Below are 15,827 nucleotides of genomic sequence, written 5' to 3'. Positions count from 1 at the left end.
ACAATCATTATCCCTTTCGGTTAAGCCGAAACCAGTGATCATTACCATATCGCTTGTTCTGACAGGGGTTTTCAGGATTGTTCTGTAGCAGTAAGACCAGCATCTAAAGGAAAAAATGGGTGAAAAGCAGCGACCCCGCCATAGATGACAGAAATAAATCAAAAAGCTCTTGGAATAACTGGATCGAAAGCGAAAAAAATGGGCACCGTTTTCGGTGCCCATTGTCATGCAGGAGCGAACATTAACGACGCAGCGTATCGTCGCCCCAACCAATCCATTTATAGGTGGTTAGCGCTTCAAGTCCCATCGGTCCACGCGCGTGCAGCTTCTGCGTGCTGACCGCCACTTCGGCGCCGAGGCCGAACTGACCGCCGTCGGTGAAACGGGTGCTGGCATTAACGTATACCGCAGATGAATCAACCTGGTTGACGAAGCGATTGGCGTTGCCAATGCTGCGCGTAAGGATGCCGTCGGAGTGCTGCGTGCCGTGCTGACGAATGTGCGCAATGGCGGCATCAATATCGGCCACCAGCTTGACGTTCAGATCGTTCGACAACCATTCGTCATCATAATTTTCTGCTTTCACCGCCACCACATCAGCGGGACCGTTTTGCAGCAGCGCCAGCACGTTTTCGTCGCCGTGCAGCGCAATCTTCTCCTGCGCCATGCGCTGCAGGAATGCCGGGATAAAGCGCTCAGCCTGATGGCGATGAATCAGAAGCGTTTCCAATGAGTTACAGGCGCTTGGCCGCTGTTTCTTGGCATTGACGATCACCTCCAGCGCCGCCTCGGTCTCCATGGTTTCATCGAGATAGAGATGACACACGCCGATGCCGCCGGTGATGACCGGAATAGTCGAGTTCTCACGGCACAGCTTGTGCAAACCTGCGCCGCCGCGCGGGATCAGCATGTCGACGTAGCGATCAAGCTTCAGCAGCTGATTAACCAGTTCGCGATCTGGATTTTCAATCGCCTGCACCGCGCCCGCCGGTAATCCGTGCTGCATCAGGGCATTTTGGATCACCCGCACGGTAGCCGCGTTGGTGCGATAGGTCTCTTTGCCGCCGCGCAAGATGGCCGCATTGCCGGTTTTCAGGCACAGCGACGCGACATCGACGGTCACATTGGGACGCGCTTCATAAATCACGCCAATAACGCCGAGCGGCACGCGACGACGCTCAATGCGCAGGCCGCTATCCAGCACGCCGCCATCAATCAGCTGGCCAACCGGATCGGCCAGACGACACACCTGACGCACATCATCGGCAATGCCTTTCAGGCGCTGCGGGTTGAGCGTCAAACGATCGAGCAGCGCTGCGCTCATGCCGTTTTGCCGTGCATCGGCCAGATCCTGCTCGTTGGCTGCCAGAATGTCGGCGCTTTCCGCTTCCAGACGATCGGCAATGGTCAGCAGCACCTGATTTTTCTGTTCGGTGGAGAGCTCCGCCAGCTTGTACGACGCTGCGCGCGCCGCTTTACCCATTTCTTCTAACATCATCCGCTCCTTAACTGACGATCATGTCGTCACGGTGCACCGCTACCGGGCCATATTCGTAACCGAGGATCTCGCCAATTTCCTGGCTGTGATGACCGGCAATCATGCGCATGGCATCGCTATTGTAACGCGTCACGCCGTGGGCGATATCTCGCCCTTGCAGATTGCGAATGCGGATCACTTCACCGCGCGAAAAATTGCCCTGCACCTCACGAATCCCTTTTGGCAGCAGCGAGCTGCCGCGTTCGAGCATCGCGGCCAGCGCGCCATCATCAATGGTGATTTCACCGGCAGGCGGCGCGCCAAAGATCCAGCGTTTGCGGTTCTCCAGCGGCGACTGCTGCGCATGGAAGCGCGTGCCAACCGGTTTGCCATACAGCACGTCACTGATCACGTCGGGACGGCTGCCCGCAGCGATAATCACATCAATGCCGGCGCGGCAAGCGACGTCGGCCGCCTGCAGTTTCGTCGCCATGCCGCCGGTGCCGAGGCCGGAAACGCTGCCGCCGGCGAGGGTACGCAGCGCGTCATCGATCTGGTGCACGTCGCTGATCAATTCAGCTTCAGGATTCGTGCGTGGATCGGCGGTGAACAGCCCTTGCTGATCGGTCAGCAGCAGCAGTTTATCGGCACCGCCAAGCATCGCGGCCAGCGCCGACAGATTGTCGTTGTCGCCGACTTTAATCTCCGCGGTCGCCACCGCGTCGTTCTCGTTAATCACCGGTACGATGTGGTTGTCGAGCAGCGCACGCAGCATGTCACGCGCGTAGAGGAAGCGTTCACGATCTTCCATATCGGCGCGCGTCAGCAGCATTTGTCCAATATGAATGCCGTAAATCGAGAAAAGTTGTTCCCACAGCTGGATCAAACGGCTCTGCCCCACCGCAGCCAGCAGCTGCTTTGAGGCGATGGTAGGCGGCAGTTCGGGGTAACCAAGGTGTTCGCGTCCAGCGGCGATGGCGCCAGAGGTCACAATAACAATGCGATGGCCCGCCGCGTGCAGTTGTGCACACTGACGAACCAGCTCCACCATGTGCGCCCGATTCAACCGACGCGAACCGCCGGTGAGGACGCTAGTACCCAACTTGACCACAAGGGTCTGACTGCCACTCATGTTTTTCCTGCCATGTAAGAAAAAAATCTGCGAAGGGACGTTTTATCAGGAGTGAGCAAGGAAGCCAACAGCAGCAAGGGGAAAAGCACAAAAATCCGCGGACAATGCGCTAGACCAAAAGTTCGCGATTAACAAGAAAACCGAAAAACTGTCATAAAACTTTCATCGCCAACCGGTAAAAAGTCCCGTGTTTTACAAAACCTTTCACGGGTACAACAAATTTTACTCATTGGGATTGATAGCAAAATGAAGAAAAGCACACTGGCATTGGTTGTTTCTGCGCTGGCACTGGCTTCCACCGCAAACGCCGCAGAAGTTTATAACAAAGACGGTAATAAACTGGACTTCTACGGCCGTGTTAAAGCTGAACACTACTTCAGCGATAATGCGTCAAGCGATGGCGACAAATCTTACGTGCGTATCGGTTTCAAGGGCCAGACGCAGATTAATGACCTGATGACCGGTTACGGTCAGTGGGAATATCAATACAACGTCAACAACTCTGAAGGTTCTGACGCTAACACTGGCAACAAAACCCGTTTGGGCTTTGCTGGCCTGAAATTTGGTCAATACGGTTCATTCGACTACGGTCGTAACTACGGCGTGCTGTACGACGTTGAGGCCTGGACGGACGTGTTCCCAGAGTTTGGCGGTGACGGTACGGCGCGTACCGATAACTTCATGACCGCGCGTGCGACCGGCGTGGCAACTTACCGCAACAACAACTTCTTTGGTCTGGTTGATGGCCTGCGCTTCGCGCTGCAATATCAGGGCAAAAACGATTCGACCAGCGCCAACGCACGCGGTAGCGCGACCGATACCTCACGCCAGAACGGCGACGGTTACGGTGCATCTCTGGGCTACACCCTTGGTGATAGCGGCATCAGCCTGATGTCTGCCCTTACCTCTTCCGATCGTACTAACCAGCAGCAAGCGCGTGCATACGGTTCCGGTGATAAAGCCGATTCATGGGGCGCGGGCATCAAATATGATGCTAACAGCGTTTACCTGGCGGCCATCTACACCGAAACCCGTAACATGACGCCAATCAGCGGTACGGATTCCGCTACCGGCGCAGCAGTATCAGGTGCAGCGAACAAAGCGCAGAACATCGAATTGGTTGCTCAGTATCAGTTCGACTTCGGCCTGCGTCCTTCCATCGGTTACGTTCAGACCAAAGGCAAAGACATCGAAGGTATCGGCGATGCGGACCTGGTTAAATACATCGATGTGGGCGCGACTTACTACTTCAACAAAAACATGTCGACCTTTGTTGATTACAAAATCAACCAGCTGAGCGACGACAACCGTCTGTCACTCAACAACGATGACATCGTGGCCGTTGGTCTGACGTACCAGTTCTGATTTGGTATTACCCTTGTTGTGTCTATAAAAAAAGAGCCGGCTCATCACCGGCTCTTTCTTGTTCAATCACGCTACGTTTTATCAGGCGCTCAGTTTTACTGGCTCGTCTTTAAACCCTTCCGCCGGTTTCAGATCCAGCTTCTGCTCATGCAGCATTGCTTTCAGGCGCTCATGGAAATTACGCAGTGTGCTTTCCACTTTGGCATTGTTCTCTTTGCCCTTGATGGTTGCTGCGCCCCAATCACCTGCTTTATCAAACAGACCGAAGTGGTACTCATAGGTAAAGTGATCTTCATGGGCTTCCAGCGTCATCCACCAGCCCCAGAATTCACGCAGTTCCGGTGCCGGCTTGACGTTGACGCAGGCCGCCAGGCAATCAAAGAAGAAACGCGTCTCTTCACATTTCCCCTCACGAATATACGGCCCCAATTCGGTGAAGCGCTTAAGCAGGCGACTACGGGGGTGACCACTCGGTAACGTCATGCAAACTCTCCCTCAAATAAACCGTATCAAATGCATTTTTAGCTTCCCATGAAACTAAAAATGGAAAATCCCGGATATAAGTAGTAGCAGAGGTTCGCGCTTTCGCCAGTTAGTTTTTCAACTGTTTTTCCAGCCAGTCACAAATTTGATTCAACGCCTGGTCAAAACTGGCAAACACCGGTTTGGCGGGAATCGCCAGCGTCTTGCCCTGCGAGGATGAGTTAGCAATCAGCTGCGCATCCTCTTGCGGGCCAAAAATATCATCTGGCCAGTACGCCGCCAGCATCGGCGTTGGCGTGCGGCGCCCCAGTAAACCCTGCACCTTCAAGGAGTAGCGATTGAGTTCGATGCGCAAATTGCTGTCGGAGGTGGATGACATGCCGAGACGGCTCGCCAGCATATCCATATACATATCCGGTAACTGTTGCTGTTGCTGCGCATCAACAAACACGCTGTGCACCATGGCGCCGAGCGTGGCGACGGCGCGCAGGCGCGGCACCTCAAGATAAGCCAGACGTGTCGCCACATTGGCACCGAAGCGATAACCCAGTAGCGCCACGCGCGTATGATCGATCCACGGCACGTTGCTCAGCTCGCGCAGCACTTGCTGATGCAGCTGGCTGGTATCTTGATTGAGCGTCCATTTGCTGCTGAACCCTACCGACGGCATATCCAGCGTCAGCATAGCGATGCCGCGCGGCGCAAGATAATCGTGGAATAGGCGATAGTGATCGCTCTGCAAGGAGTCGAGACCGCCGCACAGCAGCACCGTTGGATACGGCGCTTCGGCCTGCGCTGGCATGTGCAGGAAGCCGGTCACTGGCGCGCCACCGCTTATCGGGAAGGTCAGCGATTTCAGTTCACCCGGCAAGCGCTGCGTGGCTTCCTCATAGGCGCGATTGGCCAGCACCTGCGCCTGATCGGCCAGATCGTCGCCCTTAATATAAGGATAGGCGGCAAGGCTGAACAGATTGGCGGCGTGCAGCCAATGTTGACCGGCGGTTTCATGATTCTCGCTTTGCATCGCCTGCTGCTGCCACAGCGCTGCCTGCTTCGACCACTCGTAATTCCAGTTGCCGCCGCGATAGCCGATCACCGTGTCGAGCAGGGCTTCATTGGTGCGCTCGAAATCGCTAACGGCAATACGCGCCAGCACCTCGCTGATCTCCTGTGGCGACAAACCACGCCACGTCCACAGCAGCTTATTCAGCATGCGGTACCAGCCGCGCTGGGTGTCACCTTCGAGGGCGTTATGCACCTGTACCGCCGCGTGATGCTGGCGGCGCACTAATGAAGAGGTTTCCGGGTGTTTGAAACGGGGTTTGAAGAGTTCTTCGCTCAGGTTTTTATCAGACATCTTAGTGATTCTCCTGCCAACGTCATGGCGATGGCTAAGAGTGTACTGCACCCGCCATACGCGCGCGAGGCGCAGAAAGCACAACGCCCGGCATAACCGGGCGTTGTTTGCGATGCATCAATTAGCTTTTGACGATTGGCGGGATGTACACCACGCCCATGTCCCAAGGCTGCTCGATCCAGGTGTTCTGCGGGATGTCGACAATATAGTCGTCTACCAACGCACGGCCAGCTGGCTTGGCGAAGATGGTGCAGAAACGCGCTTTTGGATACATATCGCGAATCGCCTGCGCGGTACCGCCGGTATCCACTAAATCGTCAATCACGATGAAGCCTTCACCGTCGCCTTCTGCACGCTTCAGCACTTTCATTTCGCGCTGATGGTCGTGATCGTAGCTGGAGATGCAAACGGTATCGACATAGCGAATACCCAGTTCGCGCGCCAGCAATGATGCCGGAACCAGACCACCGCGGCTCACCGCAATGATACCTTTCCACTGTTCCACAGGAAGCAGGCGCTGGGCCAGTTTACGGGCATGAATTTGCAACATGTCCCAGGTTACGACGTATTTTTCGCTCATATGAAGGAATCCCGGCCAAGAAACTTGGCTTAAAAAATATGCAAGGGGGAAAAGGTTGCGCGAGATTATAAGGATCTGACGCCTTAAAAACCAGCATCTGTCTTACTGGTTGCAGGTTTTTAGCGCGCCTGATTACGCACCCGGCGAGAAACAGTGATATTCTCAGGCCCATCACGTCAGATGTTCTGACGACGATTTTTACTGGAAACCCGCGTGCGTGCGGTATGTCCGCCACGCTGACACAGGAGACGCATGGTGTCTGAATTGTCGCAACTTTCACCCCAACCGCTGTGGGATATTTTTGCCAAAATCTGTTCCATTCCGCACCCTTCTTACCACGAAGAAGCCCTGGCCGAATACGTTGTTGGCTGGGCAAAAGAGCAAGGTTTTTGGGTTGAGCGCGATCAGGTTGGCAACATCCTGATTCGTAAACCCGCTACGGCTGGCATGGAAAATCGCACGCCGGTGGCGCTGCAGGCGCACCTCGATATGGTGCCGCAGAAGAACAATGACACAGTGCACGACTTCACCAAAGATCCGATTCAGCCGTACGTTGATGGCGAATGGGTGAAAGCGCGCGGCACCACGCTGGGCGCGGATAACGGCATTGGTATGGCTTCTGCGCTGGCGGTACTGGCTGATAACAGCCTGATCCACGGTCCGGTCGAAGTGCTGCTGACCATGACCGAAGAGTCCGGCATGGACGGTGCATTTGGTTTACAGCCGAACTGGCTGCAGGCCGACATTCTGATCAACACCGATTCCGAAGAGGAAGGCGAGATCTACATGGGTTGCGCCGGGGGTATCGACTTCATCACCACCCTGCCACTGACGCGTGAAGCTGTCCCGGCGGGCTATGAGACCCTGAAGCTGACGCTGAAAGGCCTGAAAGGCGGTCACTCCGGTGCCGACATTCACCACGGTCTGGGCAACGCCAACAAGCTGCTGGCGCGTTTCCTGGCGCTGCACGCGCGTGAATTCGACGTACGTTTGATCGAATTCACCGGCGGTACGCTGCGCAACGCCATTCCACGCGAAGCCTTCGCGACGCTGGCCATCGACAGCCATCAAGTGGATGCGCTGAAATCTGCTGCGGCACATTTCCAGGCGACGCTGCTGAACGAGCTGGGCATTAAAGAGAAACACATTGCGGTGGTTACCGAGTCGCTGGCGCACCAGGGCCAGGCGTTAAGCACTGACAGCCGCGATCGTTTCCTGAACCTGCTGAATGCCACGCCAAACGGCGTGATCCGTAACTCCGACGTCGCTAAAGGTGTGGTGGAAACCTCGCTGAACGTCGGCGTGGTGACCATGGATCAGAATAATGCCGAAATTATCTGCCTGATTCGTTCGCTGATCGATACCGGTAAAGATTGGGTAGTTGAAGTGCTGACCTCGCTGGCCGATCTTGCTGGCGCGCAAGGCGCACCGAAGGGCGGCTACCCGGGCTGGCAGCCCGATGCTGACTCACCGGTTATGGCGCTGACGCGTAAAACTTACGAAGCGCTGTTTGGCAAAACGCCAAACATTCAGGTGATTCACGCCGGTCTGGAGTGTGGTCTGTTCAAGAAGCCGTACCCGGAAATGGATATGGTTTCGATCGGTCCCACCATTACCGGCCCGCACTCGCCCGATGAGCAGGTACACATCGAGAGCGTCGGTTTGTACTGGAAGCTGCTGACTGCGCTGCTGAGCGTAATGCCAGAAAAAGCGTAAGTTTGCGCTTTCGCGAGCAACCCGGCTTCGGTCGGGTTTTTTTATGCCTTGCGCAAATTAATGCACAGTCGACAAAATCTTTGCAGGCATAGCGTCGGGTTGCCCTTTATAGCGATCGACTTCCCCAGCATATTGCCCTGACAATCTTGCTTCCCACCTCCTGATTCCTCCAACTCTTTCCTGCTCTTCAGCTTTAGCCGCCATCATGTCCAGATGTCCGGACGGCTAAGAAGATTTCGTGCTAGCTTATGCCCTTTCGATTGTTGCCCAGAGTGAGGGTTCAGGAAAAAATGCCTCCCACTCAAATAATTAAAGGCCCGGCTTCATGACTGCGATCAACCGCCTGGAGATGCGTAATATCTCCATCGCCTTTGGCGGTTTCGCCGCGCTAGCGCAGGTAGATTTCCTCACCGCAGGCGGTTCGGTACATGCCTTAACCGGTGCCAACGGCGCCGGAAAATCAACGCTGATGGCGGTGCTGGCTGGGGCGCATGCGCACTACAGCGGTGAGATTCTGCTGGACGACGTACCGGTGATGATTCGCTCGCCGCGTGATGCCAAAAAGCTGGGCATCCATCTGGTCCAGCAGGAAGTCGATGTGGCGCTGGTGCCGCAACTTAGCGTGGCGGAGAACATTCTGCTCGATCGCTTAGCCGAGCCGGGGCACCTCTATAACTGGCGCGATATACGTCGCCAGGCGCGTGCTTTGCTGGCGCAGCTGCAAGTGAATATTGACGTCAATCGTCTGGTTGAACGCTGCACGCTAGCGGAGAAGCAGCAAATTCTGCTGGCTCGCGCGCTCTCGCACCACTGCCGCTTTCTGATTCTTGATGAACCTACCGCTCCGCTCGATCAGCACGAGAGCGAGCGCCTGTTCGCCGTGGTGCGTCGCTTACAGTCCAGCGGCATTGGCGTAGTGTTTATCTCGCATCGTATTGACGAATTGAAAGCGATATGCGATCGCCTGACGGTGCTGCGTGACGGACGCCTGATCGAAAGCTGTCCGATGGCCGCGCTGAGCGGCGAGCAAATCGTAGAGAAGATGCTGGGACATCAGCTCAACGATGTCTTTCCGCCCCGTCGCACGCGTGAGGCGCGACCGCTGCTGCTGTCGGTTGACGGCTTGCACGACGACCAGTTACTGCAGGACATTTCGCTGCGGCTGCACCAGGGCGAAATCCTCGGCATTGCGGGTTTAGCCGGTGCCGGTAAAACCGAACTGTGCAAAGCGCTATTTGGCGCCAGCAAAAGCCGCGTTGAGAAAGGCGAACTGCACGGCAAAGCATGGCGACCGCGTTCACCCCACGACTCTGTCGAGAACCGCATGGCGCTGGTGCCGGAAGAGCGGCGCAAAGAGGGCATTTTCATCGATGAACCCGTCAGCATGAATCTCAGTATCAGCGCCGATAACAGTTTTTCGCGCTGGAGCGTGTTCGGTCATCGCAAGGCATGGCGCTGGGCTGAAGAGGTGATTCAACGCCTGAATGTACGCACTACCGGACCGGCGCAAACCCTGCGTCGCCTGTCCGGCGGTAATCAGCAGAAGGTGGCAATTGGCAAATGGCTGCGCAACAACGCCGATGTACTGATTTTTGATGAGCCCACAAAGGGCGTTGATATCAAAGCCAAAACCGAGCTATTCAGTCTGATCGCAGGCTTAGCGCGCGAAGGTAAAGGCATCATTTATGCTTCGGGCGAGTTTTCTGAACTGGTCGGTTTATGCGATCGCATTTGTGTGCTCTGGGATGGGCGCATTGTGGCAGAGATGGAGGGCATAGACGCCACAGAAGAGACACTTCTGCTTTATTCCACCGGAGGAACACCTGCGTGAGCAGCAAAGAACTATCCCTAACCCCGCAGCCTTCTCTGCGCCATCAGCTTTTCGATTTCCTCTATAAATGGGGCATGTTGCTGACGGTGGTTATTCTGATTGCCGCGTTTGGTCTGGCCTCAGACAGCTTCCTTGAGCCCACCAACATCATCAACATCCTGCGTTCGATTGCCATCGTGACGGTAATCGCCATCGGCGTATCGATTTCACTGACGATTGGCGGCTTTGACCTGTCAGTCGGATCGACGGCATCGCTGGCCAATGCGCTGGTGATTTCGCTCTTCGTCTGGCACGGCTTTGGCACCACCGAAGCCATTATTATCACGCTGCTGCTGTGCACGCTGGTGGGATTATTCAACAGCTTCTTGATTGTGATTCTGCGTATTCCCGACATGCTCGCCACACTGGCCACGCTATTTGTGATTCAGGGCGTGGCGATGACCTACAGCTTCGGCGGGTCGATCACGGAAAATATGGTGCTGCCAAGCGGTGACATGGCCGAGGGCACCATTCCCGCTGCTTTTGGCCTGCTCGGCCAGGTGCCGACCATCGTGATTATTATGCTGGTGGTGACGATAGTGGCGCAGCTGGCGCTATCGCTAACCAAGCACGGTCGTCGCATGTATGCGCTCGGCGGTAATGCGGAAGCGGCGCGGTTATCGGGCATCCGCACCACGCGTTATCGCGTGCTGGCCTATGTGCTTTCATCGCTGCTGGCTGGGCTGGGCGGCATTCTGCTGGCTTCGCGCATCGGCTCTTCGCAGGTGAATGCCGGCGGCGGTTACCTGATGGACGCCGTCGCCGCGGCGTGGATTGGCTTCTCGCTGGCCGGTTCAGGCAAACCTAATGCGTTGGGGACTCTGGTGGGTGCCGTCATCCTCGGCGTGTTGCAGAACGGGCTGGTGATGCTGTCGGTGCCCTATTACGCGATGGACATCATTAAAGGACTGGTGCTGGCGCTGGCGCTGGCAATCACTTACATCCAGCGCCGCTAAGGCGCTGTTATTCAGAAAGAGAGCATAATGAAAAAAATTACCCTTTCGCTGCTGGCAGTGAGCCTGCTGAACGTCAGCGCTGCCTTTGCCGACACCACAACGCCGGTGCCCGCAGCCATCGCCAATCACGAAGGCCCGGTGCGCATTGCCATCATCCGTAACCTCGGTTCCGACGACAACACCACACAGTTTGTGGCCGGTGCAATTCAGCAGGGCCGCAAGTTGGGCTTTAAGGTCAGCACTTTTTTAAGCAACGGCGATGATGCGCGTTTCCAGGATTTTGTTAATCAGGCGATCAGCCAAAAATATGACGGCATTATTCTGTCGCATGGCAAAGATCCCTACTCTACCGCGCTAGTGCAGCGCATCGCCGATGCCGGTATTAAGCTGTCGGTGTTTGATACGCCGGTAAATACGCCAGTGAAGGGTGTGACCGTAACCGCGCAAAATGACGCCTCGCTGGCGCAGGAATCACTCGGCAGTTTGATCAAAGACTTCAATGGCAAAGCGAATATCGTCAAATTGTGGGTGGCCGGTTTCCCGGCGATGGATCGCCGTCAGGTGGTGTATGAGAAGTTGCTGAAAGAGAACCCAGGCATTCATCAACTGGAATCGATCGGCGCCGTCTCCTCTGATGTTCAGGGCGATACCGCCAACAAGATTGGCGCGATTCTGGCGAAGTACCCGAAAGGCAAGATTGATGCAATTTGGGGTTCGTGGGATGCATTTAGTCAGGGCGCCTACAAAGCGTTGCAGGAGAATGGTCGTACTGAAATCAAGCTGTATAGCATCGACGTATCCAACCAGGATCTGCAGCTGATGCACGAGAAAAACAGTCCCTGGGTGCAGACCGTGGCGGTGGACCCGAAAACCATTGGCGCGGTGAATATGCGTCTGGTGGCGAACAAGATTGGCGGCGAAACCACGCCTGCAAGCTATGAGTTTAAAGCGGCATCCATTTCGCAGCAGCAGCTGAACAGTCAGCAAGGTGCGGTTAACGTGGCTTCACTGAACAAGATTATCCCTGGCTGGGGCGAGAACAGCGATTTCGTCGCACCGTGGTTTGCCACGCTGGAAGCGAAGTACGCTAAGAAGTAGTGTTTTGGGTGGGTGCGAGCCAGGCCGCACCATCACCTCACAACCCCAACACAAGCTGCCGCTCCAGCTGCGGATCAACCATAGTGACATGCAATCCCACTAGCCTCACTCCGCGCCCTGCCCGACGATCATCCCATGCCTGACGCGCTACCGCGATCATGTCGTCTTTGTTCAATACCGGCCAGACATGTTCCTGCGTAGTCTGCTGAAAGTCGTTGAACTTGAGCTTTACTCCCTGGCGAGCGATCTGCTTATCCGGCTTGATTGCCGTTAAGCGGCGATCTAATTCGGCATAGAGAAAGTCAATAATCTCCAGACACTGCTCCCAGCTGTGAATGTCCTCCATGAGCGTGCGCTCAACGCCCAGCGATTTACGCTCACGCTCCACCACCACATTGCGTTCGTCAATGCCGTTACTGCGTTCCCACAAGATACGGCCAAATTTGCCAAAGCGTTTCAGCAGCAGCGCCAGATCGGCCTGCTGGACATCAGCGCAGGTACGTAAACCCATCTCTTCCAGCTTTTTCGTCGCCACTTTGCCAACGCCGGGGATTTTGCTCAGCGGCAGCGTCAGTAAAAAACCTGGCATGGCATCCGGTGTAATCACATATTGCCCGTTGGGTTTGTTAAGATCGGAGGCGATTTTGGCGAGAAACTTAATCGGCGCAATGCCGGCCGAGGCGGTCAAACCGGTTTCGCGCAGGATATCCGCCCGTATCGCCTGCGCCATTAATGTTGCTGAGCCGTGGCAATGCAGGCTGTCGGTCACATCCAGATAGGCTTCATCAAGGGATAAGGGTTCAATCAGCGCGGTGTAGCGCGAGAAGATGTCGCGGATCTGGCGCGATGCTTCTTTATACGCATCGAAGCGGCCCGGCAATAAACGCAGATGTGGACAGAGTTTTAGCGCCATACCGGTGGGCATCGCGCTGCGCACGCCATATTTGCGCGCGGGATAGTTAGCCGTACTGATCACGCCGCGCTGTACGCGGCTGCCACCAATCGCGATGGGAATATCGCGCAATGAAGGATCATCGCGCATTTCCACCGCCGCGTAGAAGCAGTCCATATCGACATGAATGATTTTCACTTTTGCAACTAACCCAGATTCCATCGAGACCTCTTTATAATACTGGATATTTGTACAGATGCAAAAGTACCCTGATGTTAGCGCGCCCAATTACACCAGGCGACGAATCTCCATGCCTTTATCGGTTTTTTTGATCTCCAGGCGTTTATTCTGCGGATGCTGTGCGATGCCAAGTTCGCCAAACATTTCCACTTCGTAGCCCAGCGCACGTTTTAACAGGTTGAGCAGGCGATTGCGTTTCGGGATCAGAGCCGGCAGATAGTCGCCCCACACCTCAAACAAAATCGCCGGATAGCCTGAGCTCTCCAGCCACTGACGTGCACCTTTCAGCACTTCTAACTCCAGCCCTTCCACATCCACTTTGACGAGATGCGCGGCAGGTAAGTGCAAACTGTCTAAGGTAGCGATGCGTACCGATTCACTCTCTGTAAAGGCGGTGCTGAGCATCTTCTGTTGCGCGCGAATATCAGCATCCAGCGACAGCGCACCGACGTTCACCTCGGTTTGCATATCCAGTACCGGTACGTCAATTTCACCATTCGCGTCGCCAATCGCCATCTGCATGGCATGACAATGAAACAGCTGATTGCTAAACAGATTGGCGCAAAGTTGATAAAACACCTGACGCTGGGGCTCGAAAGCATATAACTTTCCGCCCTTCGCCCGAATATGATCGCCCATCGGCACCGACCAGGCGCCTAAATTGGCTCCCACATCGATCAATATCGGACGCTCAATACCTGCGATTAGTAGCTGAGAAATCTGCAGCGTTGTCGGCTCCCAGGCTTTGCCGCCGCGTAAATGCGCATTAATCATATCCGGGCCGGACGACAACATGTAGCTCAGGTTATCAACCTGATAAAGGGACGGGCGAGAGGAGTGTTCCATGGATTATTACCTGATGAAATTGACCGGCGCAGTATAGGCAGACGGATTCCGTTAACAGCCAGAACGCGTCTTGTTTATCATCAGGATTAAGGCGTTTTAAAAACCAGGAAAAAAAGCGAACTTTCTGATCAACAAATTAAAGTTTACAAATTTCTGGTCGTATTCCTTTTAGGAACGCGCCATTTTCTCGGACACTGGCTTGATTAAAAGCCAGACAATGTTAATGTTGCGCTGCGATAGCGGATATTTCCGATAATGCAATACCCGGACGCTTAGCGTCATCATCTCTCTTCACATCAAGGTATCTACAGAATGGGCAGAATCGCATTATTGATTGCGATGATTCTTATGCCGGTCCTTAGCTGGGCAATTAACCCTGAGCCTGCGCAACCGCTGGCTCCGGTGAGCAAAGAGTTAAAGAAACAATTAATTGGTACACCTGTATTTATTCAGATTTTCAAGGAAGAGCGTACGCTGGAACTGTACGGCAAAATCGGTAATGAATATCGTCTGCTGGACAGCTATCGCATCTGTAATTTCTCTGGCGGCTTAGGACCGAAACGTCGTCAGGGCGATTTCAAAAGTCCCGAAGGCTTTTATAACGTTAAGCTGAACCAGTTAAAACCAGATAGCCGTTTCTATCGCGCCATTAATACCGGTTTTCCTAACCAGTACGATCGCGCTAAAGGCTATGACGGTAACTATTTAATGATTCACGGTGATTGCGTGTCAGTTGGCTGCTACGCGATGACCGATGCATCGATGGATGAGATCTTCGCCTTTACCAACGCCGCGCTGCGTAATGGTCAGCAGGAGATTCAGGTCAATATCTATCCGTTCCGCATGACAGACAGCAACATGCAGCGTCATAAATATTCGACCTACATTAACTTCTGGCGTGAACTGCAGCCGGGCTATGCCTACTTTGTGAAGTACCGTGTGCCGCCAACGGTTAACGTAACGGCAACCGGCCAATATGCGGTGAACAGCACCCCGGTGATTTCAACACCGGATGCTGCCTCGAAATCATTCCTGGCGCTCACCCAGGCAAAATAATGCCCATTCGCCTGGCACTATCCGGTGCCAGGTTTCATTACCGGTTAGCGGTTGCGTAGCAATCACCGTCACCACATCCTGCGGCGTAGTCTGCTGCTGAAAATCAATCTCCACATCCTGATCGAGCAGTGTCGCTTTGCCAAACGGTGCACGACGCGTAATCCAGTAGAGATTGGTCGAACAGAACGCCATCAGATAGCGACCATCCGACAACAGCATGTTGAACACGCCCTTCTCACGCATTTCTGCTGCCAGCTCGGCGATGTAGCGGAAAACTGCCGGCCAGTTGCCCGGCGTGCGCGGATAGCGCTCGGTAAGTTTATGCAGAATCCAGCAGAAGGCTTTTTCGCTGTCGGTTTCACCGATGGGACGAAAAGGCCCGGTGTCCAACTGGCGATACCCTTTAAGCTGTCCGTTGTGCGCGTATGTCCAGTTACGGCCCCACAGTTCACGCGTGAACGGATGGGTATTTTCCAGCGACACTTCACCGCGATTCGCCTGGCGAATATGTGCCACTACCGAATGCGATTTGATCGGGTATTCCTGCACTAATCGGGCAATCGGTGAGTTATAGCTTGGCTGCGGATCTTTGAAAGTGCGGCACCCTTTGCCTTCGTAAAAGGTAATGCCCCAGCCATCTTTGTGCGGCCCGGTTCCACCGCCACGCTGCACCAGACCCGTAAAACTGAAACAGATGTCCGTTGGGACATTGGCGCTCATCCCGAGCAATTCGCACATAGCAACCGCCTTAGGTTAGCA

At 54.8% G+C, this 15,827-nt stretch carries 14 protein-coding genes; 6 read left to right on the top strand and 8 right to left on the bottom strand.

Going from position 1 to position 15,827, the window contains the following annotated elements:
• Positions 1–241 precede the first annotated feature (241 nt).
• Positions 242–1,495 (bottom strand): glutamate-5-semialdehyde dehydrogenase, encoded by a 1,254-nt coding sequence (gene proA / locus WH298_RS13995; protein ID WP_180823135.1) that lies wholly within the window; start codon positions 1,493–1,495, stop codon positions 242–244.
• Between the two features lie 10 nt (positions 1,496–1,505).
• Positions 1,506–2,609, bottom strand: a complete 1,104-nt coding sequence (gene proB / locus WH298_RS13990) for a glutamate 5-kinase (RefSeq protein ID WP_007887132.1) — start codon at positions 2,607–2,609, stop codon at positions 1,506–1,508.
• 246 nt (positions 2,610–2,855) lie between these two features.
• Between proB and ompC the strand changes: the two genes are divergently transcribed.
• Complete coding sequence (gene ompC / locus WH298_RS13985; RefSeq protein ID WP_180823134.1) at positions 2,856–3,974, top strand: porin OmpC; 1,119 nt, start codon at positions 2,856–2,858, stop codon at positions 3,972–3,974.
• An 81-nt stretch (positions 3,975–4,055) separates the two neighbouring features.
• On the opposite strand, the gene crl is transcribed toward ompC, so the two are convergent.
• From crl to gpt, 3 genes are all read right to left on the bottom strand, one after another.
• Positions 4,056–4,457 (bottom strand): sigma factor-binding protein Crl, encoded by a 402-nt coding sequence (gene crl, locus WH298_RS13980; protein WP_007887135.1) that lies wholly within the window; start codon positions 4,455–4,457, stop codon positions 4,056–4,058.
• Between the two features lie 109 nt (positions 4,458–4,566).
• Positions 4,567–5,814, bottom strand: coding sequence for an esterase FrsA (frsA, locus tag WH298_RS13975; protein ID WP_007887136.1), 1,248 nt, complete (start codon positions 5,812–5,814; stop codon positions 4,567–4,569).
• Between the two features lie 121 nt (positions 5,815–5,935).
• Positions 5,936–6,394 carry a xanthine phosphoribosyltransferase gene (gene gpt, locus WH298_RS13970; RefSeq protein WP_007887137.1) on the bottom strand — a complete coding sequence of 153 codons (459 nt, stop codon included), beginning with the start codon at positions 6,392–6,394 and terminating at the stop codon, positions 5,936–5,938.
• 255 nt (positions 6,395–6,649) lie between these two features.
• On the opposite strand from gpt, the gene pepD reads away from it, so the two are divergent.
• The 4 genes from pepD (at position 6,650) to WH298_RS13950 (ending at position 12,034) form a co-directional block, all read left to right on the top strand.
• Complete coding sequence (pepD, locus tag WH298_RS13965; RefSeq protein ID WP_049851200.1) at positions 6,650–8,110, top strand: beta-Ala-His dipeptidase; 1,461 nt, start codon at positions 6,650–6,652, stop codon at positions 8,108–8,110.
• 325 nt (positions 8,111–8,435) lie between these two features.
• The gene (locus WH298_RS13960; RefSeq protein WP_180823133.1) at positions 8,436–9,941 is read left to right on the top strand and encodes a sugar ABC transporter ATP-binding protein; all 1,506 of its coding nucleotides are present in this window, start codon (positions 8,436–8,438) and stop codon (positions 9,939–9,941) included.
• Positions 9,938–10,936 carry an ABC transporter permease gene (locus WH298_RS13955; RefSeq protein WP_007887140.1) on the top strand — a complete coding sequence of 333 codons (999 nt, stop codon included), beginning with the start codon at positions 9,938–9,940 and terminating at the stop codon, positions 10,934–10,936. The genes WH298_RS13960 and WH298_RS13955 overlap by 4 nt, the downstream gene beginning before the upstream one ends.
• Before the next feature lie 27 nt (positions 10,937–10,963).
• A complete protein-coding gene (locus WH298_RS13950) occupies positions 10,964–12,034 on the top strand; it encodes a sugar ABC transporter substrate-binding protein (RefSeq protein WP_007887141.1) in 1,071 nt (356 codons plus the stop codon).
• Between the two features lie 37 nt (positions 12,035–12,071).
• Here WH298_RS13950 and dinB read toward each other — a convergent pair whose 3' ends face one another.
• Entirely contained in the window at positions 12,072–13,148 is a 1,077-nt protein-coding gene (gene dinB / locus WH298_RS13945; protein WP_180823132.1) for a DNA polymerase IV, read from the bottom strand.
• Between the two features lie 66 nt (positions 13,149–13,214).
• Entirely contained in the window at positions 13,215–14,012 is a 798-nt protein-coding gene (locus WH298_RS13940; protein ID WP_180823131.1) for an FkbM family methyltransferase, read from the bottom strand.
• Positions 14,013–14,324: 312 nt separating this feature from the next.
• On the opposite strand from WH298_RS13940, the gene dpaA reads away from it, so the two are divergent.
• Positions 14,325–15,068 carry a peptidoglycan meso-diaminopimelic acid protein amidase gene (gene dpaA / locus WH298_RS13935; protein WP_180823130.1) on the top strand — a complete coding sequence of 248 codons (744 nt, stop codon included), beginning with the start codon at positions 14,325–14,327 and terminating at the stop codon, positions 15,066–15,068.
• On the opposite strand, the gene WH298_RS13930 is transcribed toward dpaA, so the two are convergent.
• Entirely contained in the window at positions 15,039–15,806 is a 768-nt protein-coding gene (locus WH298_RS13930; protein WP_007887151.1) for a class II glutamine amidotransferase, read from the bottom strand. The two genes, dpaA and WH298_RS13930, sit on opposite strands and share 30 nt — an antisense overlap.
• Positions 15,807–15,827: the final 21 nt, after the last annotated feature.

The sequence above is a fragment of the Pantoea nemavictus genome (assembly GCF_037479095.1).
GTDB lineage: Bacteria > Pseudomonadota > Gammaproteobacteria > Enterobacterales > Enterobacteriaceae > Pantoea > Pantoea nemavictus.
This window is presented reverse-complemented; position numbering and strand designations above follow the sequence as displayed.